Origin of the sequence: Peribacillus sp. NPDC097197 (assembly GCF_050278025.1) — a bacterium.
GTDB lineage: Bacteria > Bacillota > Bacilli > Bacillales > DSM-1321 > Peribacillus.
Window position 1 is genome coordinate 68,973 of record NZ_JBNNST010000002.1, and the last position, 24,516, is coordinate 93,488.

At 39.0% G+C, this 24,516-nt stretch carries 28 protein-coding genes; 9 read left to right on the top strand and 19 right to left on the bottom strand.

Annotated features, from left to right (window positions below):
- Window positions 1–182: 182 nt before the first annotated feature.
- Window positions 183–635 (top strand): OsmC family protein, encoded by a 453-nt coding sequence (locus ACQKL6_RS02745; RefSeq protein WP_402988461.1) that lies wholly within the window; start codon window positions 183–185, stop codon window positions 633–635.
- 46 nt (window positions 636–681) lie between these two features.
- Here the strand turns inward: ACQKL6_RS02745 and ACQKL6_RS02750 are convergent, their stop codons facing one another.
- The 6 genes from ACQKL6_RS02750 to ACQKL6_RS02775 all read right to left on the bottom strand — a co-directional run bounded on the left by ACQKL6_RS02750 (window position 682) and on the right by ACQKL6_RS02775 (window position 3,985).
- Window positions 682–933: a YkuS family protein gene (locus ACQKL6_RS02750; protein WP_402868709.1), complete on the bottom strand. Its 252-nt coding sequence runs from the start codon at window positions 931–933 to the stop codon at window positions 682–684.
- 108 nt (window positions 934–1,041) lie between these two features.
- Window positions 1,042–1,203 (bottom strand): hypothetical protein, encoded by a 162-nt coding sequence (locus ACQKL6_RS02755; protein WP_402868711.1) that lies wholly within the window; start codon window positions 1,201–1,203, stop codon window positions 1,042–1,044.
- A gap of 97 nt (window positions 1,204–1,300) precedes the next feature.
- Entirely contained in the window at window positions 1,301–2,239 is a 939-nt protein-coding gene (locus ACQKL6_RS02760; RefSeq protein WP_402868713.1) for a magnesium transporter CorA family protein, read from the bottom strand.
- Between the two features lie 19 nt (window positions 2,240–2,258).
- Window positions 2,259–2,384: a hypothetical protein gene (locus tag ACQKL6_RS02765; RefSeq protein ID WP_402988459.1), complete on the bottom strand. Its 126-nt coding sequence runs from the start codon at window positions 2,382–2,384 to the stop codon at window positions 2,259–2,261.
- A 191-nt stretch (window positions 2,385–2,575) separates the two neighbouring features.
- Window positions 2,576–2,839, bottom strand: a complete 264-nt coding sequence (locus ACQKL6_RS02770; protein ID WP_402868716.1) for a hypothetical protein — start codon at window positions 2,837–2,839, stop codon at window positions 2,576–2,578.
- Between the two features lie 63 nt (window positions 2,840–2,902).
- Window positions 2,903–3,985, bottom strand: a complete 1,083-nt coding sequence (locus ACQKL6_RS02775) for a nitric oxide synthase oxygenase (protein WP_402988453.1) — start codon at window positions 3,983–3,985, stop codon at window positions 2,903–2,905.
- A 266-nt stretch (window positions 3,986–4,251) separates the two neighbouring features.
- Between ACQKL6_RS02775 and ACQKL6_RS02780 the strand changes: the two genes are divergently transcribed.
- Together ACQKL6_RS02780 and ACQKL6_RS02785 are read left to right on the top strand one after the other, a co-directional pair.
- Complete coding sequence (locus ACQKL6_RS02780) at window positions 4,252–4,575, top strand: winged helix-turn-helix transcriptional regulator (RefSeq protein WP_402988450.1); 324 nt, start codon at window positions 4,252–4,254, stop codon at window positions 4,573–4,575.
- Window positions 4,576–4,707: 132 nt separating this feature from the next.
- Window positions 4,708–5,622, top strand: coding sequence for an NAD(P)/FAD-dependent oxidoreductase (locus tag ACQKL6_RS02785; protein ID WP_402988447.1), 915 nt, complete (start codon window positions 4,708–4,710; stop codon window positions 5,620–5,622).
- Between the two features lie 90 nt (window positions 5,623–5,712).
- Here ACQKL6_RS02785 and ACQKL6_RS02790 read toward each other — a convergent pair whose 3' ends face one another.
- Window positions 5,713–5,859 (bottom strand): lmo0937 family membrane protein, encoded by a 147-nt coding sequence (locus ACQKL6_RS02790; protein WP_402868724.1) that lies wholly within the window; start codon window positions 5,857–5,859, stop codon window positions 5,713–5,715.
- Window positions 5,860–6,118: 259 nt separating this feature from the next.
- On the opposite strand from ACQKL6_RS02790, the gene ACQKL6_RS02795 reads away from it, so the two are divergent.
- Both ACQKL6_RS02795 and ACQKL6_RS02800 read left to right on the top strand, forming a co-directional pair.
- Window positions 6,119–6,445, top strand: a complete 327-nt coding sequence (locus ACQKL6_RS02795; protein WP_427650537.1) for a DUF2680 domain-containing protein — start codon at window positions 6,119–6,121, stop codon at window positions 6,443–6,445.
- A gap of 187 nt (window positions 6,446–6,632) precedes the next feature.
- Window positions 6,633–8,609, top strand: a complete 1,977-nt coding sequence (locus ACQKL6_RS02800; protein ID WP_427650539.1) for a prolyl oligopeptidase family serine peptidase — start codon at window positions 6,633–6,635, stop codon at window positions 8,607–8,609.
- A 48-nt stretch (window positions 8,610–8,657) separates the two neighbouring features.
- Here the strand turns inward: ACQKL6_RS02800 and ACQKL6_RS02805 are convergent, their stop codons facing one another.
- The 7 genes from ACQKL6_RS02805 to ACQKL6_RS02835 all read right to left on the bottom strand — a co-directional run bounded on the left by ACQKL6_RS02805 (window position 8,658) and on the right by ACQKL6_RS02835 (window position 16,429).
- A complete protein-coding gene (locus tag ACQKL6_RS02805) occupies window positions 8,658–9,089 on the bottom strand; it encodes a CBS domain-containing protein (protein ID WP_402988437.1) in 432 nt (143 codons plus the stop codon).
- Window positions 9,090–9,142: 53 nt separating this feature from the next.
- Window positions 9,143–9,979, bottom strand: coding sequence for an MBL fold metallo-hydrolase (locus tag ACQKL6_RS02810; RefSeq protein ID WP_427650540.1), 837 nt, complete (start codon window positions 9,977–9,979; stop codon window positions 9,143–9,145).
- A 102-nt stretch (window positions 9,980–10,081) separates the two neighbouring features.
- Window positions 10,082–11,062, bottom strand: coding sequence for an ABC transporter permease (locus tag ACQKL6_RS02815; RefSeq protein ID WP_402988426.1), 981 nt, complete (start codon window positions 11,060–11,062; stop codon window positions 10,082–10,084).
- Entirely contained in the window at window positions 11,055–11,969 is a 915-nt protein-coding gene (locus ACQKL6_RS02820; protein ID WP_427650543.1) for an ABC transporter ATP-binding protein, read from the bottom strand. The genes ACQKL6_RS02815 and ACQKL6_RS02820 overlap by 8 nt, the downstream gene beginning before the upstream one ends.
- Window positions 11,966–12,763 carry a GDSL-type esterase/lipase family protein gene (locus ACQKL6_RS02825; RefSeq protein ID WP_402988417.1) on the bottom strand — a complete coding sequence of 266 codons (798 nt, stop codon included), beginning with the start codon at window positions 12,761–12,763 and terminating at the stop codon, window positions 11,966–11,968. The genes ACQKL6_RS02820 and ACQKL6_RS02825 overlap by 4 nt, the downstream gene beginning before the upstream one ends.
- A 261-nt stretch (window positions 12,764–13,024) precedes the next feature.
- A complete protein-coding gene (locus ACQKL6_RS02830) occupies window positions 13,025–14,200 on the bottom strand; it encodes an MFS transporter (protein ID WP_427650545.1) in 1,176 nt (391 codons plus the stop codon).
- 42 nt (window positions 14,201–14,242) lie between these two features.
- Window positions 14,243–16,429 (bottom strand): PAS domain S-box protein, encoded by a 2,187-nt coding sequence (locus ACQKL6_RS02835; protein WP_427591214.1) that lies wholly within the window; start codon window positions 16,427–16,429, stop codon window positions 14,243–14,245.
- A gap of 357 nt (window positions 16,430–16,786) precedes the next feature.
- Here ACQKL6_RS02835 and ACQKL6_RS02840 point away from each other — a divergent pair, with 357 nt between their 5' ends.
- Complete coding sequence (locus ACQKL6_RS02840; protein ID WP_402868742.1) at window positions 16,787–17,695, top strand: YitT family protein; 909 nt, start codon at window positions 16,787–16,789, stop codon at window positions 17,693–17,695.
- A 90-nt stretch (window positions 17,696–17,785) separates the two neighbouring features.
- On the opposite strand, the gene ACQKL6_RS02845 is transcribed toward ACQKL6_RS02840, so the two are convergent.
- From ACQKL6_RS02845 to ACQKL6_RS02860, 4 genes are all read right to left on the bottom strand, one after another.
- The gene (locus tag ACQKL6_RS02845) at window positions 17,786–17,980 is read right to left on the bottom strand and encodes a cold-shock protein (RefSeq protein ID WP_402868744.1); all 195 of its coding nucleotides are present in this window, start codon (window positions 17,978–17,980) and stop codon (window positions 17,786–17,788) included.
- Between the two features lie 841 nt (window positions 17,981–18,821).
- Window positions 18,822–19,028 carry a cold-inducible protein YdjO-related protein gene (locus ACQKL6_RS02850; protein ID WP_402868746.1) on the bottom strand — a complete coding sequence of 69 codons (207 nt, stop codon included), beginning with the start codon at window positions 19,026–19,028 and terminating at the stop codon, window positions 18,822–18,824.
- Window positions 19,029–19,161: 133 nt separating this feature from the next.
- Complete coding sequence (recQ, locus tag ACQKL6_RS02855; RefSeq protein ID WP_427591212.1) at window positions 19,162–21,282, bottom strand: DNA helicase RecQ; 2,121 nt, start codon at window positions 21,280–21,282, stop codon at window positions 19,162–19,164.
- Window positions 21,283–21,416: 134 nt separating this feature from the next.
- Window positions 21,417–22,223 (bottom strand): LysM peptidoglycan-binding domain-containing protein, encoded by an 807-nt coding sequence (locus ACQKL6_RS02860; RefSeq protein WP_427591211.1) that lies wholly within the window; start codon window positions 22,221–22,223, stop codon window positions 21,417–21,419.
- 257 nt (window positions 22,224–22,480) lie between these two features.
- Here ACQKL6_RS02860 and ACQKL6_RS02865 point away from each other — a divergent pair, with 257 nt between their 5' ends.
- The 3 genes from ACQKL6_RS02865 to cotJC are packed head-to-tail and all read left to right on the top strand — an operon-like array spanning window position 22,481 to window position 23,565.
- On the top strand, window positions 22,481–22,714 hold the full coding sequence (locus ACQKL6_RS02865) for a spore coat associated protein CotJA (protein WP_427591210.1): 234 nt from the start codon (window positions 22,481–22,483) through the stop codon (window positions 22,712–22,714).
- A 2-nt stretch (window positions 22,715–22,716) separates the two neighbouring features.
- Window positions 22,717–22,983, top strand: coding sequence for a spore coat protein CotJB (locus ACQKL6_RS02870; RefSeq protein WP_402868753.1), 267 nt, complete (start codon window positions 22,717–22,719; stop codon window positions 22,981–22,983).
- Window positions 22,984–22,995: 12 nt separating this feature from the next.
- Window positions 22,996–23,565 (top strand): spore coat protein CotJC, encoded by a 570-nt coding sequence (cotJC, locus tag ACQKL6_RS02875; protein WP_402868755.1) that lies wholly within the window; start codon window positions 22,996–22,998, stop codon window positions 23,563–23,565.
- A gap of 48 nt (window positions 23,566–23,613) precedes the next feature.
- On the opposite strand, the gene ACQKL6_RS02880 is transcribed toward cotJC, so the two are convergent.
- Entirely contained in the window at window positions 23,614–24,486 is an 873-nt protein-coding gene (locus ACQKL6_RS02880) for a CvfB family protein (protein WP_427591209.1), read from the bottom strand.
- Window positions 24,487–24,516: the final 30 nt, after the last annotated feature.

Genomic DNA, 24,516 nt, shown 5'->3' on the forward strand with positions numbered 1-24,516 from the left:
AAAATCATTTCTTTTACAATCTATATTATTATAGAAAAGCCTATACGATATTGTGCTTAAAATAGTCTCATGCCCCAGCCTGTTTGGAATTATCATTTTCAACAGCTTATGGACGGTGCATACTCTACACGAGCAAAATCCTCCAATAAGGTTTAAACTAAAGAAATGTAAGGGGGAGACTTATGACATTACATCATTTTCATTTACGCGCGAATTGGCCTGGTGGAAGAAATGGCACTGGTACGATACAGGCAGGTAATTTACAAACGGAAATTAGTGTGCCTCCGGAAATGGATGGACCGGGGATTGGAACCAACCCAGATGAAATGCTGCTCGGTGCAGCATCTACTTGCTATATTATTACACTTGCGGCCATGCTTGAAAGAAGCCATATTGAAAAGGCCAGTTTGACGATGGAATCCGAAGCCTTTGTGGATGTTACGAATGGGGTATTCACATACAAGAAAATCATTCATCGACCATCTCTTGTTTTAACTGATGAAGCTACGGATAAGGACTTGGAAAAAGCCCGAAAACTTGTGGATAAATCGGAGGCCTCTTGTATGATATCGCGTGCCATCAAAGGCAACGTGGAAGTAGAGGTAGAACCGGACATTTCCATCGCTCCACGTTAATGTAAAAAGAGTGCCTAACCACGATTCAAGGATAGGCACTCTTTACTTATTGGATGGAGTTCATTTTGTTTTCTACCTGACGGCATACTTCATCAGCCGTTAAACCGTCTGCATCTATAATGGAAGCTTTGATGGAAGTATCGCTGATTCCCATTACGTTCGTTTCCAAACCTGTTACAACACAACAATCCAAGTTCTTCGCATCTGCTTCTTGCTTGATTTCAACTACATCAAAACCTTTATCGCGGAGTGCTTCTTGGATATTCGTTAATGATTCTTCAACACCGATTTTTGACATCTTCACACACCTCCTCTACGTTTAATGATTTCCTTTCCTTGGGCAATTTATGTATGGTCCTTATTTTCCTTAAAGACAGGAAGAGACCTAATATCGGTCTCTCATTCTTCATAAATTTTGTTTAAGGATTTCTTCTTGTATTTGCTCATTTTTTAATGGTTCATCACCATTTGTCCCTGCCTTTGATTTTCCTCCCACAGCTCGCTTCGGTTTCATATCACTAGTCTTTAGATTATTATTGGGAGCTGCCTGTTCATTCCATTCAGTCATCGCATTCACCTCTCTTACGTTTAAAGTTCCCCTTGTTTCGCGAATTCATGAATTCTTTCTTCATAACAAAACCGGCTTCACTAGAAAGCCGGTTGTTTTAAAAATATTTCTTTTTCCAAAATATAAAGGCTGTTGTGCCTGCCAGACTGATAGCAATTAATAAAGTGAAGATAAAAGCATATGGGTTATGCTCAAATGGTAGATTCACATTCATTCCATAGAAACTTGCCACCATAGTCGGGAGCGTTAGTATAATCGTAACCGATGTAAGGAACTTCATGGCATTATTGACGTTATTGGATATAATGGATGCGAATGCATCCATCATCCCGCTCAAAATTGATAGGTACACTTCTGCCATTTCAATCGCCTGGCCATTTTCAATGATTACATCCTCTAATAATTCTTTATCTTCTTCATACATTTTCAAGTAATTAAAACGGAGGATTTTGTCGAGAACAACCTTGTTTGACTTCAAGGATGTCGTGAAGTAAACCAGACTTTTTTCCAATGCCAAGAAGGTGTACAGTTCTTTATTTTTCATGGACTGATGCAGTTCTCGTTCGGCTTCATTAGTCATCTTGTTGATTTGCTTAAGATAACGTAAATAATAGGACGAGATTTCAAATAATATCTGCAGGGCAAATCTTGTTTTCTTATTAGAGTAAAAACCTTTGATTTTATTATTTTTAAAATTGGTTAAAATGGGTGAATCTTTGAGAGATACCGTAATGAAACAATCATTCGTAAAAATCATGCCGATTGGTATCGTTTCAAAAATGGGCAAGTCCGCTTCATCCTTTGTCAAATAAGGGAAATCGACGATAATCAGTAAATGATCATCCTCTTTCTCTATACGAGGCCGTTCCTCATCATCTAATGGATCTTTCATGAAGTTAATCGGTACTTGCAAAGTGGAGCAAATATATTGTATTTCATCTTCTGTCGGTGCCACTATGTTCACCCATGAACCTTTCGTCATTTCATCGGTTACGTTCAGCATGCGGCTTTCATTCGTCTTGTATATCTCAATCATTCAAACGACCTCCTCTTTCTTAGAGAGAGCTCAATTTACCATCTTCGAGTAGATACTCATGGAGAATAACAGTCTCGACGTCTAGCATCATATCGGCTTCCTCTTGCTTACTGGGTTCAGGGTCGTCATAAGAACTGATGCCCACTCGTATCACATCCTTTCAATTCCTTTATCTTAATCCTAAATCTTCTAAAGCACAATAAATAATTCCCCAAGCTCTTTTCACAACATATGAAAATGCTGACTAGTTTCTTAAGCGCTATAATTGGTTAACTTTCTAAAAAATCATTTCATAAAAAAATCGCTTGGGATATTTCCCAAGCGATGGTGTTTCATTTAAGTGTGCTTCACAGTATTATAGTAATTTACGCTATACATAGCGCCTTCATCCACCATTTTATTGTCTTCGTGATCATATGGGTCAGGATGTCCTGCCTTTTCAATTAAGGGATCTACCGATTGTCGTTTATTCCAAAAACTCATTGCCTTCGTTTTTGCACTGGACCATACATTTTTCGCTTTCCCTCGGTTCGTTTTAGATAAAAACGAGACTCCGGCAACTCCGACTCCGAGCAGTACTACATTCTTTGCTAATGCCATCATTACCTTCCTCCTTAACGTTGGATTAATATATATGTACCCTCACCCATTAAATGTAAACATTCATTTAACGTAAGGGGCCTTTTTATAAAAGAAGTTGGGCTTAACGATTTCATTTTGATACGATTTATGAAAAACATGCGTCGTTGCTGGAGAGACAGGTGGAATTAGCCATGTCCAGTCCCCCGTTACATTCCGTTTACATGATGCCTCCCTTTCTTCGAAAAGCTTAAATTGCTTGGCGGCTGTATGATGGTCAACCATACTCACACCAGCTTTTTTAAACGAATATAGAACCGCTTCATTCAGTTCAATCAGTGCCCGATCCTTCCATAATGTGGAATCTCTTCGAATGTCCAATCCCATTCTCTCTCCGATGCTGGGAAGCATATTGTAGCGATCCTCATCCGCAAGGTTTCTAGCCCCAACTTCAGTCCCCATATACCATCCATTAAATGGGGCCGCCGAGTACGAAATACCGCCAATCTCCAGTTTCATTCCGGAAATAATGGGCACAGCATACCACTTGAGACCCAAGTCCTGGAACCAGGAAAACTCAGGATGGCCAATTGGTACTTCTTTAATGATTTCTTTCGGGATTTCATATACTCTTGGAGCTTTTCCGCCTACTTGAATCACGAGTGGTAAGATATCAAACGATCCATACTTCCCCTCCCATCCCAAGGCCTGACACTGTTTGGTGAAAGCTATCGAACTAGAATCCCCAACTATGCCCGTTTCCGTCTCATATCCGGCATATCGTATAAGCTGATGATTCCATATCTCTATCTTATTTTCAATGTCCTGCTGTTTAAAAACGGTGATGATTGGCCTGATATTTCCATCATTCGTTGCCCATTCAATATGCTCAATCAAGGCAGACACAATATCATCCTCACTTTGGAGAGCCCTTTTATCTAGCACCCGCAATGAATCCCAAAACAATCTACCAATACAGCGATTACTATTTCGCCAGGCCAATTTAGCCCCATATTCCAATTCTTCCGGCGTATGTTCATACCTACCCGTATCTTGGATTTCCTTTTTGATTTGACTAATTCTATCCATCGCTTCTTCATCTGTTTTACCCATTTCATCATGATATATCTTGATGAAGGAGATGGCTTCATGTAGTAATTCACTCATCTATCCCACTAATCCTTCCATCTATACTGACCTGAGATACTAATAACGTATCATAGATCTTATCTCTATCTCTAAAAGAATACCTTAAAGAAATAGTATTTCTTTAAAAGATGTGACAATTTCTGGTCAACACGACCCATCAATCTTACTATATGTAAGTAGCTATACTTTTTTATATAACAACCTATACAGTAACTAAATAATATTCAGTAAAGTTGTTACATACGAGGTAAATGCTTTATAATGAATACCAACGGGGTGATATGATGAATAATGTGACACTTTGTCCTCGATTTGAAAAAGGCATGCAAATCTTGAGTAAACGTTGGACAGGATTGATCGTCAATCAATTACTTAATGGACCTCAACGGTTTTGCAATATTGAATCTGCCTTCCCAATCAGTGGCCGAATTCTTTCTGAACGGTTAAAAGACTTGGAATCTGAAGGCATCGTAAAAAGAGATGTTTACCCAGAGACACCTGTCAGGATTGAATATTCTTTAACAGAAAAAGGCGAAGCGCTTGCACCGGTGATTCACGAGATACAGAACTGGGCACGAGAATGGATCAAACCCATAGAGGACCAATAGGATATCCTATAAAAGAGAGGAACCATATATAGAGGTTTCTCTCTTTTTTATGTCTTACCTTTGTTTATTCGTATATGTTCAGTGGTATATTTTTCTCATAAAGGGTAACTCCTAAAAGCAGGCGGTGAATTTATGAAAAAAGTGGACTGCATCATTATTGGAGGAGGCATCGCTGGTTTACAGGCTGCCATCCAACTCGGAAGATACAATCACAATATAGCGGTGATAGACGCTCAGAAAGGCCGTTCATTGATAGCTAAAGACTATCAAAACATTCTAGGTTGGCCTGAAGGAGTGAGCGGAAAACGGTTAAGGAGCCTAGGGAGACAGCATGCAGAAAAGTTCGGAGTCGAGTTCTTCGACGGTACCGTGACCTCACTCGAGAAAAAAGAGGATCTTTTTATAATGTGCACAGATGATGATATCCATTACGAAGCGAAAACGATTTTTCTTGGGACAGGCGTTACCGATAACATTCCAGCTATAAGGTATCTCTATCCTACTCTTGGTATCTCCACTTATATTTGTCCAGACTGTGATGGGTATGAAATTAAGCATAAACAAACAGTGGTCATTGGCGGGGGAAATACGGGGGCTAACATGGCGCTCACCCTTTTATATTGGTCAAAAGCTATCATCTATGTAAACCATTCAAAAACCAAGATCAATGAAACGTTCAGAAAAAAGCTAGAGGAAAACCAAATACCTGTATTCGAAGAAGAAGTAGAGGAAGTTAAAGTCGATGAATCTCAAAATCTTCAAGCTATCCAATTGGTAAATGGGAAAAGGATAGAAGCAGAAAAAGCTTTTGTAGCATTTAAAGGGAACAAAATAAATAATGCACTTGCCAAACAACTTGGTGTTGATGTAAATGAGACAAATCATATTCATGTGAACCCACGTACGAAAGAAACAAATATTCCGGGAGTATGGGCTGGAGGAGATCTTGCCGCCCATTCCGAGCAAGTAACCATTTCAATGGGGGACGGAACTCAGGCTGCCATTTGGATTCATAAACGCCTGATGGGTGAGCTGCCTCCTGATTAGGGGACAGAAAAAAGTATCGGTACCCTCATTCAAGGAAACCGATACTTTTTTTATAAACTGTGTATTACTATTTAGCGCTACGCTCGACGTCTACCTTCGGCGTATACCTTGAAATACTTTTACCAGGATCAATATGACTGCAATGATAAGCAGGATGTGGATAAAACCCGCCGCAATTTTAAATACCAAACCGAGAATCCATAATAAGATGATGGCACCAATTATCGTCCAAAGCATTGTACTCTCTTCCTTCCTTCATTGCAAACACTTACAGATATCCTTCTAAGCCATTGCCGTAAGCGTGTGCAAATTTAATCTTACATATAAAATACCCCAATCTTCCACTAACAAACCTACTCTTCCGCCAACAAAAATATACATAAATCTGTTAATACTGTAAAAGATAATCATGTAAAGTTCTTGATCAGGATAATTTCCAGATTATATTCATGGGTGGTACCCTTATGGTGAAAAAAATTTAAAAGGAGTGTTTTAAATGAAAAAAATAGGTGTAATGGTTGCAATCTTTTCCTTATTACTTTGCATGCCGATCCTTCCTGCTTCAGCTGAGGAAAACCAACAATCCGTTAAGCAGGATAACGTACAATTCACAGAGTCCCAAAAAACAGAATTAGCCACTATCCAAAAAAGGATACTAGCGGACAAAAAGGAGTTACTTGAAAAATATGTGGAATATGGTGCGCTTTCTAAAGAAGAGGGAGACAAAATGTACGCACATTTTGAACGACACTACAAAATGATGGAGCAACATGATTTTCAAATCCCTTCGCACCGCCCACATACAAAACACATGCCAAAGTAATGAAATGACTGATTTTTCTTCTATTCCGGCCTATACATAGGACGGAATTTTTTCATCCTAGGCACTTATTCATTCTCGTGCCTGAAAATTCGCTGTGCACTTGTTTCCAAAGTGTAAAATATTTACTAAAGGATTTGGAATTCCCTATAGCGAATACATAGAGACGAGAAATGAAAGGATGAAGAATATGCATAAAAAAGGAATATCAGCAGAAGACCTATTTCAGATGAAATCTGTAACCGATCCAAAACTTTCACCCGATGGCAGCATGGTCATTTATGTACAAACCACCATCGATGAACGAACGGAAAAATACATCTCCAACTTATATATGTATAGCCTGATCACCGCTGAAACAAAACAATGGACATTCGGGAATCACCGTGATACCTCACCAGGCTGGTCACCAGACGGAAAGTACATTAGCTTCTTATCAGACCGTTCTGGAAAAAAACAAGTTCATATCATTCATTCAATCGGTGGGGAGTGCCGACAGCTGACGCATTTCCTCGATGGAGCAACCAATCCCATCTGGTCCCCTTGTTCGAGAAAACTGCTACTATCCACTATGGTACCTGAAAATAAGGCGGTGTTATCCGAAAAAGAAGAAGAAACCTCATGCAAAGATGTACAGCGTTATGATCAGATAAAATACAAATGGGATGACAGAGGATATTTCAATCATCACTATAGTCAACTCGTCTTGGTAGATATAGTAAATGGTGAATTCATATTACTAACGGAAAATCTGACGAACAGTCACCCAAATGCCTGGTCTCCAGATGGATCTCAAATCGCTTATATTAGCGGTGAACCGGGGAAAAGTGATTTAGACCTATTCACAGATATCTACATTATGGATGTCAAGACGAAAATTTCCCGAAAAGTAACTGCCAGCTCTGGATTTTACCGTGATCCAAAATGGTCCCCTAATGGTGAATTCCTTTCCTACATTGGCCACAACAAAGAATTTGCCGGTGCAACCTCTTCAAAAATCTGGTTGTACTCTGTTTTGGATGAAACCATACAATGTTTGACGGAAGGTTGGGACGTTGAAATAGGAAGCTCCGCCATCGGTGATTTCCAAATGGGTGCAGTTGATCCTGGCATTCTGTGGACGAATGACAGCCAAGGCTTTTACTTCTTAATAAGTGATTATGGAAATACCGGTGTTTATTATGGATCGATTGAAGGGGCCATGTACCCTTCCCTCCTCGAGCCTCAACATGTATATGGGTTAACAATCAACCCGGATAGCCATCATGCCATCGTAGCCATAAGTACACCTGTTCATCCCGGTGATTTATTTGTTTATAACCTCATGACTGGCGATAAAGAACAGATCAGCTTTGTAAACGATGAATACTTACAGGATAAAACTATAGCTATTGCCGAGCCCATTTCCTTCCGTTCAACAGATGATACCCTCATCCACGGCTGGATCATGAAGCCATGTGAATTTGTGGATAATAAAAAGTATCCCCTCATTTTAGAGATTCACGGTGGGCCTCATGCAATGTATGCGAATAACTATGTTCACGAATTTCAGACTTTGGCGAATGAAGGCTATGTTGTATTGTTCATCAATCCACGCGGAAGTGTTGGATATGGACAGGAGTTCGCTAATGCCAACCGTGGTGATTATGGTGGAATGGATTATGAGGACTTAATGGCTGCTGTAGACTATGTTCTAGATTTCTACTCCTTTATTGACGCTGAAAAGTTAGGTGTAACGGGTGGCTCCTATGGAGGGTTCATGACCAATTGGATTATCGGTCATACAAACCGCTTCAAGGCGGCTGTGACCCAGCGTTGCATAAGCAATTGGATAAGTTTCTATGGAGTCAGTGACATCGGATATTATTTCACCGAATGGGAAATTTCAGGAGATGTCATTAACTCACCAGAAAAATTATGGGAACACTCCCCATTAAAGTATGTAGCAAATGTGCAAACTCCTTTGCTATTACTTCACGGGGAAAAAGACTATCGTTGTCCTATTGAACAGAGTGAACAATTTTTTGTAGCATTGAAAAGGCAAAAAAAAGAAGCGGTGCTTGTTTCCTTCCCAAATGAAAACCATGAAGTATCCCGAAGCGGGTCACCCAAAATGCGTCTTCGTCATATAGTGGAAATCAAGGAATGGTTTAATAAGTACCTTTAAAAACAAAAGAACTCTGCTAGCGTTCCCGCTAGCAGAGTTCTTTTGTTTTTAATGTTGAATCTGATCTCGGTTCTCAGAAATAGAATGTAAAGCGATACCCGCTTCGGAAATTGTCTGGTGGTGAACGGCAAGGTCGCCCAAAGCGATAATACCAACCAATTTTTCCTTTTCTACAATCGGCAGTCTTCTTACTTGTTCACTCGCCATCAAATCCTCTGCTTCTTCCACTGACATATCCGGCGAACCCGTAACAAGGTCTGTGGAGATAATATCGGTGATTTTTGTTGAATTTGGTTTTTTCTCTGCGACAGAACGGGTAACAATGTCCCTATCTGTAATAACACCAATTAAACGATTGTTTTCTAAAACGGGAATAACTCCAACATTACCATCCTTCATTTTTAAAGCTGCTTCGTATACATTATCTTCAGCCGTACAAAAATCCACATCGGATGTCATAATATCTCTTATTTTCGTCATATAATTCCTCCATCTAAATGAGATCTTAATTTATTCGAAAAAGTGTTTCTTATTTATTCTACGTATTCCCCGTAATCTGGCCTTGCAATAGAATCAAAGTTCCTTGCTAGGTTTGCTAAACCTTTCGTAAGTTCCTCTCCTTCAATCGGATAACCATGACCCGTTATCGCAAGCCTCGGCTTTAAATCAGCTAGGGTTAATACCGATTGTTTGGCTGCATCCCAATCAGTTGTCAAATAGCGTGGTGGACCAGTCAATTCTTTTTCCTGAGTGATGACTTTATAAAGGGAATCTTGTCTGACGTTAACAAAAGCATCACCCGAAATCAAGCTTCGATCGCCTTCTCTAAAAAGGGAAACATGCCCAGCTGAGTGTCCAGGAGTATGGATCCATTTCCAGTCGGGAAGTCCGGGAACACTATGGTCATCCGGCAGGGGCTGAACTTGCTCAGCCAAATCAATTCCCTCGTTTGGAAACATCCAAGATATCTTCGCGACCAAACCACCTTCCACCGTGGGATCAGGTTCTGGATAATTCTCTTTGCCGGTTAAATAAGGCATTTCATTTAGATGTGCATAGACCGGAACCTTCCACACTTTCAATAAATCTACTAGTGCTCCAATATGGTCGAAGTGTCCATGAGTGAGGATAATGGCCTCTGGAGGATGATTCTCACCATAAATCTCTTCAGCTTCTTTCTTGATCATATCTGCTGAACCGGCCATACCCGCATCAATCAGGACCCACTTCTTTTCATCTGGTGATCCTATGAACACGACATTCACAATTTGAATAGGAAAGCAATATAAATCCTTATTCACAAACTGACCTTTCCCACTGGATACTGATGTCATTGGAATGATTTTTTTGTTCAAATTATTATTATCCATAAGCCCCTCCACTTATTTATTTATTAAACGTTGCTTTCATTTAAAAGGATACCAACCTTTGAATAATAAAAACCGGCCTTGATGCAACAAGCCTGTCCTCGATTAAAAAACATCCTTCCGTGTAAATACCGAAAAAGATACAAGCAGGGCAATCGCCCACCAAGCAAGTAGGGTAATCATAGATGATGATAAGGTCATACCCTCGATAGGAGGTGCTGTCCCACTAACATATGAGGTCAACTTTAAATTCACCATAAAGAAATATTTAGCCGATTCCCAAGAAGAAACCATGTTGCTTAAAATGGCTCCGGATATTAGGGAGGCGAGCATGATACCCATCCCTGCAGGTGTACTTCTAACTAGTACTGACAACATGAATGAAAGGGTTCCTACCACTACGGCCACCAGCCAGACTAGGCCCATATCCATCAAAAGGAATTTCCATTGTTGGACCATTCTTACCTGGCTTATATCCACTTCTCCGCCATTTATGCCAAAACCGGTAATGGTCGGCGCATTCCAGCCATGATACCCAAAAACAATACCTGATAAAAAATAAGCGAGAAAAGCGGTCATCGCCACTATCAAAGAAACAGCCAATAACAAAGTAATATATTTACTCAAAAGTATTTGCCATCGTTTCACAGGCCTAGTGAGCAAGAGTTTAATCGTTCCCTGACTACTTTCCGAGGATACGAGGTCACTGGCTACAATCATGATTAAAAGGGGAATGAATAGGTCTATTGAATTCTCCAAAAACATACGTGTAAAAGTTGCAGCCCCAGGTTCTGAAGGGTTAATGTCGTGGTCTAGATAATATTGCTGCTGTTTTAGGGTGACCTGAAGCTGCTCTCTCCATTCATCCAACATCCTGCTTGAGCTCAATCTGTTCTGAGTATCGATGATTTGCTGTTGAACTGCAGTACGCCAATCATCAGTACCTAACTTCTCTCTTTGCTCCTCCACTTGTTTATATTGTGCGTATGTAAACATCAACACTAGTATACCTACGATAATTCCAATGATGAGCAGCCGTTTCTTTGCCAATAACTTCATCATTTCATTTTGAATCAGGTTACTCAATTCCAGCACCCCCACTTCCGGTTATTTGTAAAAATAACTCCTCCAAGGCTGGAAGTCTACGATTCATTTCAAGTACCTTCACACCCGCAACATTGAGGGCGGCATTCCATTCGGGAGTCCTATGTTCATCAAATTTTGTGACGATATAATCGTGTTCCATCTTTATGTCCGTAAACGCACTAAGGATTTCGCTTCCCTTTTGAAATGGCTCAACACGCCAAATCATCTTTTCCTGAGTCTTTAATAAATGTTCTACCGTATCAGTTTGGATGATTTCACCTTTTGTAATAATGGCCACCCGATCACAAAGAAGTTGTATTTCCCCCAGTAAATGGGAAGATACCAAAACACTCATGCCTTCTTCTTCTGCAAGTTTCCTAATGAACTGGCGCATTTCACGGATTCCTGCGGGATCAAGTCCATTTGTCGGTTCATCCAGGACCAATATTTTAGGTCTGTTTAGCATAGCTTGTGCTATACCAAGCCGCTGCCTCATACCTAACGAGTATGTCTTCACCTTTTCATGAATCCGAGCCTTAAGACCAACTAACTCAATGACTTCATTCATTCTTGATTCATCAACACCCGGTAGCATTCGTGCAAAATGGAGCAGATTGTCCCAACCACTTAAATATGGGTAAAGTTCTGGATTTTCTACTATACAGCCTAAATTCTTCATGGCTTCCGTAAAGTTTTTACGTACATCGTACCCACATATTTCAATGGAACCTGATGTTGGCTTAATTAGGCCAACCAACATTCTGATTGTCGTCGTTTTCCCGGCACCATTCGGACCTAAAAAGCCGAATACTTCACCCTCTCTTAGCTCAAACTCTATTCCCTTTATGATTTCCCGCTTGCCAATCGTTTTTTTTAGATTCTTCACGCTCAATGTCACATTCCTCATTTTGCTTCCCCTTCCCATTGAATTAAAGGAGAGATCCTATCCGCGATCAAACGATACCCTTCCTTATTGGGGTGAAATCTATCCGAATACAAATACTCATTCACTGATAACTGAAATAAATCAAAAGTCGGTACGAATACGGCATTTTCATAGGTCGCAATCACCTCAGCTGTTTCGTTATTCCAATCCCGAACAATTTTATTTGTATCAAAGTCTTCATCCAATTCGATGAAGGGGTTGTACAAACCGACCATGAATATGGTGGCTGAATCATTTAATTTAGTGATTTCCTTTAAAGTCTCATTCAAATTTTTCAAATAGTCCTTTTGCAATTCACTGGTAACCTCAAGATCATAATCAAATAAGGTCTGACCTTGCTGAAAAAGATCATTCCCGCCGATTGTAATCATGATGACATCCGCTGACTGTATTTGGCGACCTATCTCCGATTGTTTCACCTGTTCAGCCAATTCTTTGGATACTTGCCCCTTTACTCCAAGGTTATGAACAAGGGGTTTGCTATTAAAGCGACTTTTCAAGTCTTCGACCACAAGGCCCACATAGCCTTTCCCTGTCTCATCGCCAGTTCCCCGAGTCAGAGAATCTCCTAAGGCCACTAAGGTGAAATCATCTGGAACATTTTTTTCTATTGATTTTGAATTTGCTTCTTTCAATTCCACTTCAGAGGATTTTTCTCCATAGTAATCGTAAAGTGTCCACCCTACACAAAACAGAAAAAACAGTCCGATAAGCGCTGCTATAATAGTTGTTGCAATAACCCTGACTTGGCTCAATCACATTCATCCTTCCGATGGTTTACTTAATTCCATTAAAACACATTATTTCCAATAATAAAAAGATGTCGACCCCGGTAACTAAACTGTCCGTTCTTTTTTTCATAAACGCATGACAACCATGAGCCGATTCCAGTAGGCTTCCACGGTAAAAACAAGATAACCTACCAACTAGCACCGTATTAAACTCAATGGATTAGCAAACAAAAAAAGACTTATTCACAAATGTGAGCAAGTCCTTTAAAAATTATAAATTCTTTACTATATGGGCTGACCTCCCGTCTTTCCCTCCATTATCATAAGCCATACCGTAAGTATGATACCAAGCACCGAAAGACTTCCAAAAAAGAGATAAACCATGTAAATACCTGATGTATCCATGATCATGCCACCGAAAAATGTACTGAACCAATTACCGAACCCGTTCCCTATCGCAGAATAAAGTGTGACTGCCGTAACGGTTATATGAACTGGTACAACCTCTTTAATATATTGCAGACCTGCTGGAATAAATAATCCAAGTGAAAAACCTTGCATGATAGATGAAATATAAACAATGGCTAAACCAGGTTCCATAAAATAGAGAACCCATCGGACCAGCGAGGCACCCCCTGCCAATAACGTGATTGGCAGCAACCCCCATTTATGAATCCAACTTCCTGCGAGACGTAAGAATGGAATTTCGGACAGCACCGCGAGCAGAAATGCAATGCCGATTCCTGTATAGGTTCCACCCCTAGCCTCCACGAATAGGCCATAATAGACGTTATTCGCCAGGTTGGGACCAAAAATCAGGAATGTTACGGCAAGAAAGACGACAAAACGTTTCATAATAAAAAGTTCCTTTATTCCACTGAAAAGCTTTGCTTTTTTTTGCGGTGACTCCTCGGGTAAATGCAGAGCTAGAAAAGCAGCAAAAAGAAGGCTGATAAAAAATACGTAGAAAATAACGGATGGGCCTATGAAAGTTTCCGATAACCTCCCCATCGCAAAAACGGCCACTCCAAAACCAAGCGAACCATATAAACGGATTTTCCCATAATTCGCGTTGATACTCGTCGTATATTGCAAGGTGATGCTATCAGACACAGGGATAAGGGCACTTTGAAAAACTGCCAGTCCCACTGAGATGCATACTAAAAATAGAAAAGGTTCAAATAAAACATATCCTAACCCAAAAATTCCAGCAAATAAGGTAGTCAACGCCAGTATCCTAGTGGGTTTTCCAGTCCAGTCACAAATCAGTCCCCATATAGGTTGAAAAAAAATCATCACCAGTGGTCCAACAGACATGATGAACCCTATTTCAAATCCATTCAGTCCGACCTCATTAGCTAAATAGACACTTAAAAGTGGTGTCAAGCTACCTACCGCAAAAAAAGAAAGAAGATAAAACCCTTTTAATCGTGTTATATGAACCTTTTCAAGTTTATTCACTAAAATATCCCCCATGAAGTCATCTAAATACTATTACAAACACTAGACAGTTAGTCCTAGTTCCCTTTCTTGTCTCTTTCTTTCTTGCAACAACTCCAGAGGGAGGACAATGTTAAATACAGTCCCTTTATCAACTTCACTTTCTACAAACACTCGTCCTTGATGACTTTCAATGATTTTAAAGCTAACCATAAGACCCAGCCCATTCCCGGATTTTTTTGTAGTGAAAAACGGTTCACCCAATTTTCTTAATTGATTGGGAGGGATTCCTACTCCTGTATCTGTTATAGAAATATGAACCTTCCTTTCCCTTAATTCCATAGTGACCCTGATTTCTCCTCCTTGCGGCATCGCTTCCATTCCATTCTTAATGAAATTCAGAAAAACTTGTTTCAAACGATTTTCATCGCACTGAACATGGATTTCTTCTTGGAAACTAGTAAAGAAGAGTATAATATTTTTCTTCTTCGCATCATACTCAGTTAGCGAGATAACATTCTGTAAAATCGGGACGATATTCTTTGTTTTCAGATTCAAGGACTGTGGTTTTGCCAGATCCAAAAATTCTTCAATAATCTCATTTACCCGGTTGATTTCATCTAAAATGATATCCAAATATTCTTGTCGCTCACTATCCGTTTCATCTAATTGTAAGAATTCCGTATACCCTTTAATCGATGTAAGAGGATTTCTTACTTCATGGGCCACTCCTGCAGCCAGTTGTCCGACAGCTGCCAATTTATCCTGGCGATAAAGCATTTCTTCTGTTTGTTTTCGCTCTGTGATATCATAGCGAATCGCGAGAAATTGATAGGGTTTGCCTTCAACTGTATAAAAAGGGACAATCGTGGTATCCACCCAATAATAACTACCATCTTTCGCTCTGTTTCTAATTTCCCCTTTCCATACTTTGCCCTTATGTATGGTCTTCCACATATTCTCGAAAAACTCACTTGAATGATATCCGGAATTCACCATTTTATGCGTTTGTCCAATTAACTCGTTTCTCGTGTACCCAGAAATTTCAGAGAATTTTTCATTAACCTCGACGATGATTCCTTTATCATCAGTTACGGCCACGATAGACGATTGATTAATGGCATAGTACATATCACCCAATTCTTTAATAGAAACCTTTAAATCCTTCTCAGCCTTTTTCCGACTGGAAATATCAGATCGTATGGATATATATTGATATGGTTTTCCTTTCTTCATAAAGGGCACAATCGTGGTATCCACCCAATAGAGCTCCCCGTTCTTTGCCCGATTACATATCTCACCATGCCATGTCTGTCCATTACTGATCGTTTTCCATAGATTGAAAAAAAACTCTTTAGAATGATAACCCGAGTTAATGATTGAATGATTTCTTCCAATCAGTTCATGCTCTTCATATTGGGATATTTCAATGAATTTTTCGTTAACATAGGTTATGATGCCTTTTGCATCCGTAATGGCCACAATCGAGGATTGATCTAAAGCATAACGGATATCACTCACTTGGTTGTCACTCTTCACCAACCGTCTTGCAACAATTGTGCTCGAGCCAATTAAATTCGCTAGTATGAAAAGCGAAACAAAGCATACGAGATAAAGCATAAAGGGTGTTAATTGAGCGAGTCCTTTCATATTCACCATTTCTGGAGTAAGTGGAAGCCCTCTCAAAAAAAGAAAATGTCCTCCAATAATTGCTCCGCTCATAATGATCGTACTGACTGGTTTTAGGAAGGGTTGACTCCCTTTTCCATTATAAAATAATAGTGAAAATCCGCTTACAAACAACAAAAAAATTATAACTAGCGTACTACCTAACAACCATTGATTAAGTTCCAAGGACTTACTCAATGGATACAGGCCAATTAAATAATTTGATAAAAGAGCCATCGTAAACATAAAGCTACAGAAAACCATTTGCAACATGGAAGGGTTATGGGCAATGGCCAAAAGGCCAATCCCTACAAATATGGCTCCTAATATTAATGAAAGCATGATTAAGGAAAAGCTGTAAGCCGTAGTCCTGTCACTCTCATAAGTAAAAACATATACAAAATTCATCGTCCACATAGTCACTCCCATGGAGCAAGTACTTCCCAAATACAAAAGACGTTTATATTTTTCTGCCGAAATATATGTTGTCAGCAAATCCAAGGCGGTATAGCAAGCCATGAATGTCAGGAGTGCTGCAATTATAAATAGGATTGGATTGGATGATACAATTGATTGTTCCATTAACCTTCTCACCTCTATCGTTCTATTATCCTATATTGTAATGTAAATTTCGAATTGCTTAAAGACTTTTATTTCTATTTACCTGTCTTCCTGAGTTATTTAAAGTTATTTTCTGTATATTCAATAAATAAATCTTCGACAACTATGTAAAAAAATAATAGAATGACAAATATTTTTCCTATGTATCGAGTAAAATAAAAAGTGTTTATCAATCGTTCTCCTCCTGAGAACAATGATTACAATTCATGAGTAAGTGCAAAACAAACTACGTTCGGAGAGCTTATTTCTTTTTTTAATCCCTTTTATACGTTTATAATTAAATAGAGAATATATATAAAAAGGAGTGGGGGCATGATAATGTCGGACCTAGCAAGCGCAAATACAGCCGAAATTATACAAAAGAAGACGCAGCATAAAAAACTGACGCGTAGGCAAGTTTTACAAAGAGGTCTACTCATAACGATTGGTGCCGTATTAATGGCTGTCGGCCTTGAGATTTTTCTTGTTCCGAATAACGTTATCGATGGAGGCATTACCGGCATTTCCATTATGTTATCTTATATCACCGGCATGAAACTTGGTATCTTTCTTTTTGTTTTAAACCTTCCTTTCTTTTTTATTGGATATAAACAAATCGGAAAAACCTTCGCTTTATCTACCCTATATGGAATATTAATCCTTTCTTTAACTACCACATTGCTTCATCATGTACCAGCTTTCACTCAGGATATTCTCCTTGCTTCAGCTTTTGGAGGCATGATACTTGGAATTGGGGTTGGAATGGTAATTCGGTATGGTGGTTCATTAGATGGAACTGAAATCCTTGCCATTCTAGCTAGTAAGAAACTTCCTTTCTCTGTTGGTGAGATTGTCATGTTCTTCAATTTATTCATCCTTGGCAGTGCAGGATTTGTTTTTTCCTGGGATCGTGCCATGTATTCGATTCTGGCTTATTTTGTAGCGTATAAAACGATGGATATCGTTATAGCCGGTTTGGATGAATCTAAATTTGTTTGGATTATCAGCGATGAATTTTTGGATATAGGGGATGCAATCATGCATCGCTTAGGACGAGGCGTAACTTATCTAGCTGGAGAAGGCGCCTATTCAGGGGACGATAAAAAAGTTATATTCTGCGTAATAAACCGTCTTGAAGAAGCAAAACTTAAAGATATCGTAAAAAGTTTCGATCCTTCTGCTTTCCTTGCCGTCGGTGATATTGCCGAGGTTCGAGGTGGACGGTTCAAGAAGAAGGATATCCATTAAAAATACCCTTCTTACATTTGCAATATTCAGTTATGATTATGCAGCAAAAAAAAGCTGAAGGGAAGAATCCCTTCAGCTTTTTTGATGGTATTAATAATTTCTCGGATTGTTAATTGCTTGTAGCATTCTTGTACCTTGTTTCATTTTACTACCGCATAATGGGCAAAGGTGCTCATCATTGCTCGTAAAGTTATCCCGAATCCACCCTTTACAATCTTCTGATGTGCATTCCCAAACCTTAGTTTCTTCAGGAATGATTTCTTCCGTATTATTTCTTCTATACATGTATCTCACTCCTTAGATTTAAATTGACTTAGCACAGATTTTTTGTGCCGGTGCCATAAAGATAAAGAAGAATAGCTAGCGATTAATCTAAATAAATGTGAGTATAGCCCATTTACTTATCTAAGATTAGTTACTATACACTCAAGATAAATGAGTGGAAATAACAGGAGATCACAACCAATTTTAAATATCTCATTATACATTATAACATATTTCTTCATAAAATATTTAAGTTAAAGCTTAAGATACCTACAATTCCAAATCCAAGTATTCACAATCCAGCCTTTGACTACCTCAGAGCTTGTAAAGACGGGACTGTATTCAAGAATCATAATCATGATTCTTGCAGCTTGTTCGCTTAGTATAAAGTCGAATCAAGCATGAGAGTAATTTTAGTGCCATAACCTAAAACAATGAAAGCCCTGCCTCTCTCTCATCCATACGGCTCCTAGACCGTGCCTGTGAGAATCAGGTGAAAGCTGATAAGTACATGTTTATTAATTAAACCGTCCGTAATTCCAATTGGGAAAATTAAATCCAAAAGATAAATGGCTACATAGAAGTAAGTTAATGAAGAACAAAATGAATCGAGGAAAATACCTGGTGATTAAAACGTATTTCTTTCTAGTTGTTTTAACTTGTTTCTACTTCATCATAAAAACGATGAAAATTATTTTATTAATAAAAATGTATCTTTTAAATTACCCTCTTAGTGTTTTCTAATAACAACACTGAATTTTAATTATAGCACACGTTTCTTATGATGTAAAGAGTAGTTATTATATCTTGATGAAATCCTAATTACATTCCCAAAATAAAAAGAGGTAAGTACTTACCCCTTTTACTTATACGCATTATATTCATTTTCAATTTTCGGAAGTTCTCTAACTTCTTCAATTAATTGACTTCCACACATTGGACAATCATAGTTTACTGAGGCAAAGTCCTTCCTCATCCAGCCATTACAATCCGCTGATCCGCACGCATATACAATAGTATCTTCCATTATGATTTCTGGTTCCTCTGAATTCTTTTTGCCAAAATACATGAGCAACCTCCTTTTTCAAATTACACACCAAGTTTTAAGCCAATGAACTTTTCGGCTGTTTTACTTCTATAGTATACGTATCAAATCAATTTCTTATTTATCCAGCGCTAAAAAATAACCATTATTTGATGAATTAGTTAGCTAATGTGGCTTTTACCATGATCGCTTTTATCTGAAAGTATGAAAAATGATTGGGAAGGGCCTCTTTAAGAGGTTTTAGCTTTCCGGAATCAAGTTGTTTAGCAGTTTCCAGTACTAAATCGTACTCTTCTTGATTGAAGAAACCCTCCCATTTGATATCCATTTGTTCTTCCGCACACTTTAATAAATGATTTTCGATGGAAATTGTAGACAGGCCTCTTATCGTTGCAATTTCTTTGATTGACTTTCCTTCTTGATATAAACGATAACTTTCGATATGTGAAGGTCCTGTACTGCTTTTCGTCGTTTCTTTTTTATATATTCTATTCGACTCAATGTCAGGATGTGCTTGTAAATAATTCGAAACTACCTCTAAAAATGTCCTACCAAAACGATCGTATTTTTGTGAGCCCACGCCTTTGACCTCAAGGAAATCTTGTTCTGTCACAGGTAACCTTGTTGCCATATCCTTTAAAGTGGCATCCGAAAAAATAATGAATGGCGGCACATTTTCCGCACTTGCGATGTCTTTTCTTACACGTCGTAATTCTTCAAACAAACCATGATCCACATTAATGCTGGTGACTTGTTTCACTTCTTTGCGTAGCACTTGCTTCTGATTTAGCAATACTTCCCTACCAGCATTTGTTACTTTAAGAACAGGAAATTGCCCACCTGTCATTTCGATAAATTGCTTGGCGGTCAAAAAATCTATGAAATCGGCAACATCTTTAGCTGACTGATTATTAATGATTCCATATGTCGAGAGCTTATGGAATCCAAATTGTTCTATCTTTTTGTTTTTTGAACCTGTAAGCACTTGACTGATCATCGTCTTGCCGAACCTTTCCCCCATTCGCAACATGCACGAAAGGACCATTTGCGCCTGAGTTGTCACATCTACGGCATCACGTTTATCCGTACAGTTTTCACAATGACCGCAATCTTCCGGATTCTCTTCACCAAAGTATCGAAGGATAAATGCTTGTAAACACCCTTCTGTAAAACAATAATCCTTCATCCTATTCAGCTTCTTCAGTTCTTGGGCTTGCCATTCTTGAGAGGGATTGGATTGGTCGATTAAGAAACGCTGAATCTGCATGTCTTGAGGTGAATAAAGCAGAATACATTCACTATCCAATCCATCACGTCCTGCACGACCTGCTTCTTGATAATAACTTTCCATATTCTTCGGCGTTTGGTAATGGATGACATAACGAACGTTTGATTTGTCAATGCCCATACCGAAAGCTGAGGTTGCAATCATCAAAGATATATCGTCACGAATGAATAGCTCCTGTTGTTCAGATCGATCATGTTCATTCATTCCAGCATGATAACGTCCTGTTTTAATACCCGCTTTGTTGAGTTTGGCATGTAATGAATCGACTTCTTTTCTTGTTGCAGCATATATAATACCGGACTCATTTTTATTCTTCTCAATATAACGCATTAAATATCGACCGCGGTTCTCTTCCTTGACGACGGAAAAAAATAAATTTTCCCTAGCGAATCCTGTGGATACCGTATGGTTTGCAGTAATTCCCAATGACTGACAGATATCTTCTGTTACATTCGGGGTTGCTGTCGCTGTTAAGGCAAGAATGGTTGGAGCTGTCGGCATTTCTTTCAAAAAGGTTTTGATTTTTAAATAACTTGGTCTAAAATCATGACCCCATTGAGAGATGCAGTGAGCTTCGTCTATCGCGACCATCGATATATCCACACTAGCCAGATCCCTCTGAAAAATATGGTTTTCCAATCGTTCCGGTGCCAGGTATACCAGCTTGTACCTTCCCTGCTTAATATCTCTCATCCTATTGGAAGCTTCCGTACCAGATATGGAGCTGTTGAGAAAAGTGGCATCGATGCCGTTTTGTTCGAGGGCATCAACCTGATCTTTCATCAAGGAGATTAACGGGGATATAACGAGTGTGATGCCTGGTAAAAGTAGGGCTGGAATCTGGTAGCAAATTGACTTTCCTCCTCCAGTCGGCATAATTCCAGCTGTGTTTATTCCATCTAAGACTTGCTCGATAATCTTTTCTTGGCCTGACCTGAATGATTCATACCCAAAATACTGCTGTAAATATTCGCGTGCTTTTTCTATCAAAGTGTGACTCCCCCAATTGACTATTGTTTTAATATCTCTATTGTACTCGTTTTTTTCATACACCAAAAGAATAAAAATAGACACAGATATTATCTGTGTCCATCCCTTCTTTCATATAGAGCAATTGTCAGTTATTAATTAAGGATTTTTAGATTAACGTTTTTGACGCCCCAATTTAGAGCATCTTCTTTATTTGGAATGAAAATATCGACCTTATTTCCTTTAATCGCACTACCTGTATCAGCTGCCGTTGCATAACCGTAGCCTTCTACATATACTTTTGTTCCTAGCGGTATGACAGATGGATCAACGGAAATGACTTTTTCATTTGGATTTGCTTTCAAATCCACCCCTGTCGCTGTGACGCCGCTACATCCTTGGCAATCTGCCGTATAGGCTGTTGCCCTTACAGTCATTTCTTTTGCTACATTGTCTTGATTTGATTCATTTTGCGATACATTATTCTCTTTTTCTGTTTTTTCAGGTTGTGCAGGTGCAGTTTTTTGTACTGGTGCAGTCTCTTGTGCTGGTGCAGCTTGCTCTGCCTTATTATCTGGACCTGTACTTGCTGCCTCCACCTTATTTGCCGCTGGCTTAATAACTAGGGCCTGTTTTGGATGAATTGTATCTGTATTTAAATTATTCCATGATTTAAGGTCCTTAATCGAAACATGATATTTATTCGCTATTTGCGATAATGTGTCTCCAGCCTTTACGGTATATTGCTCTTCTTGAGAAATATGTAAGGAGTCTCCCACATATATATAATCTGACGTTAATTGATTCCATGATTTAATATCTTCTACTGAAACTTTATGTGATTGAGATAATCCCCATAGTGTGTCACCATTTTTGACTGTAACTTCCTCAGCTTGAACCGGTATTGTAAATGCTCCTGATATGGCCACCACGGCCGTTAACGATAAAATTGATTTTTTCATATATCGTACCTCCTTGTGAACTCTTTCAAAAGCTATGTTCTAAATACTATCACAGTTTGTCCCTATACAAAGAACAAACAGATAAAGAATAGATGTCAAACATCACAGAAAGATAACAAGAGGATAACAAGCCCAAAAACACAAAAATGATTCCAAGTAGAATCTGTCCTTCTTTTTGGCCGTTTTTCATTAGGCATATTTTATTTACAACAGCATAATTATTAATGGATGACCTTTTATTGAAAGGAGGAGTTTCCTTGGCAAATGAAAAGACTTTTACCCTGATCAAGTCCTATAAGCCTTTTCATAGCAAATTCGATCCATGTCCACCAATCGGAAGAAAGTATTACCGTACGCCTCCGAATTTGTATATTAATTTTCAGCCGCCTAACCTAGAACAATTTTCTCCAGAAGAAGCTTTGAAGTATGGTACGCTTTGGAAATTTTTCTACGATTATTATGATAATCCATATCGTGAAAGGGAGAAATAGTAATGAATAGGAAACTGGATGATGAATACTACCAGTTACTCGGCCAAATACAAGCTGCCGATTTCGTGTTAGTCGAGCTGACTCTGTATTTGGATACACATCCCCATGATCAGCAAGCTTTACAACAATTTAACCAATTTCAACAATACTCAACCAAATTGAAGGCTGCATTTGAACCTAAATACGGCCCATTGTTTCAATTTGGAAACAGTCCAGATGGTGAAAATAAATGGGAATGGGGCCAAGGACCATGGCCATGGCAGGTTTAAGGAGAGATATCTATGTGGATATATGAGAAAAAGCTACAATATCCAGTAAAGGTTGGTACTTGTAATCCCACACTCGCTAAATATTTAAGGGAACAATATGGAGGCGCTGATGGTGAATTGGCTGCCGCACTACGATACTTAAATCAACGCTATACAATTCCGGAAAAAGTTATCGGATTACTGACCGACATTGGAACGGAAGAATTTGCCCATTTAGAAATGATTGCAACGATGATTTATAAACTTACAAAAGACGCCACACCGGAACAAATGCTAGAGGCCGGTCTTGGTGACCACTATGTTAATCACGACAGCGCCCTCTTCTATGAAAATGCAGCAGGAAATCCATGGACGGCTACGTATATTCAAGCAAAGGGCGATCCCATAGCAGATTTATATGAAGATATTGCAGCAGAAGAAAAGGCCAGAGCAACCTATCAATGGTTGATTGACATTTCGGATGATCCGGACATCAACGATTCATTAAGGTTTTTAAGGGAAAGGGAAATTGTTCATTCCATGAGATTTCGTGAAGCGGTGGAGATTTTAAAAGAAGAAAAGGGGAAAAAGAAAATCTTTTAATAAAAACCATAAAAAAGCAGCGGAGAAGTTCATTCCGCTGCTTTTTTATCATTTACGATCAGAAGAGTATGTCCATCCTTCTTCTTGATAAATCTTTCCTTCTTTCATCAATTTACCAAGAGCACGTTTAAAGGCTCCCTTACTTAAACCGAAATGGAACTGGATATCACTAGGCGGAGTCTTATCACCATATGGCATGGCTCCACCGCGATTCATTAAATAAGTATAGATGATATCAGCATCTTCTTCCATTAGATCTTGCTTGAATGGAAATAGAGAAACGTTAAGTGTGCCATCTTCCTTACTGTCGATTACACGCCCCTCAACAAATTCTCCTAGGCGCGGCTCTTCTTTTCTCTCACTTTCATGAATAAAGCAACGATACCCTTCCTCCGAAACAAAGAAGGAACCGACCATCAGCAATCGATATACATTCCCTTTTACGGTAGTATTGCGGACTCCTTTTAATGGAGCTGGAACAGTGATTTCTTGAATGGTATCTTCCGTTGTAAGTCTGCCGAATAAACGATCATTCCGATCTGTTTTCAGGCAAATATAGAGACGATCCCCCACTTCCGGCCATAAACGATCGATGTTCGGAAGGTCGTCCAAAGATACAAGAATATCTTTAGAAAGCCCAATATTCACAAAGACGCCTAGCTTCTTTTGTACATTGACGACTTCTGCCCAGCCATATTTGTCAATCTGTATTTCCGGAATATTCATGGTAGCCGTTAACCGTGCCTGTTTATCATGATAGATAAATACTGTAACTTCATCACCAATTTCAAGTACAGTACCTTCATTCGCTTCATTATGGTGTAGCAAGACATCTTCCGAACCATCAGTCAAGAACCATCCGAAATCAGCCTTACGTTCTACTTGTAACTCTACAGCCAAACCGGCCTGAATTTTTTGCATGTATAAAAATCCTCCTGTAACTTACCTTTA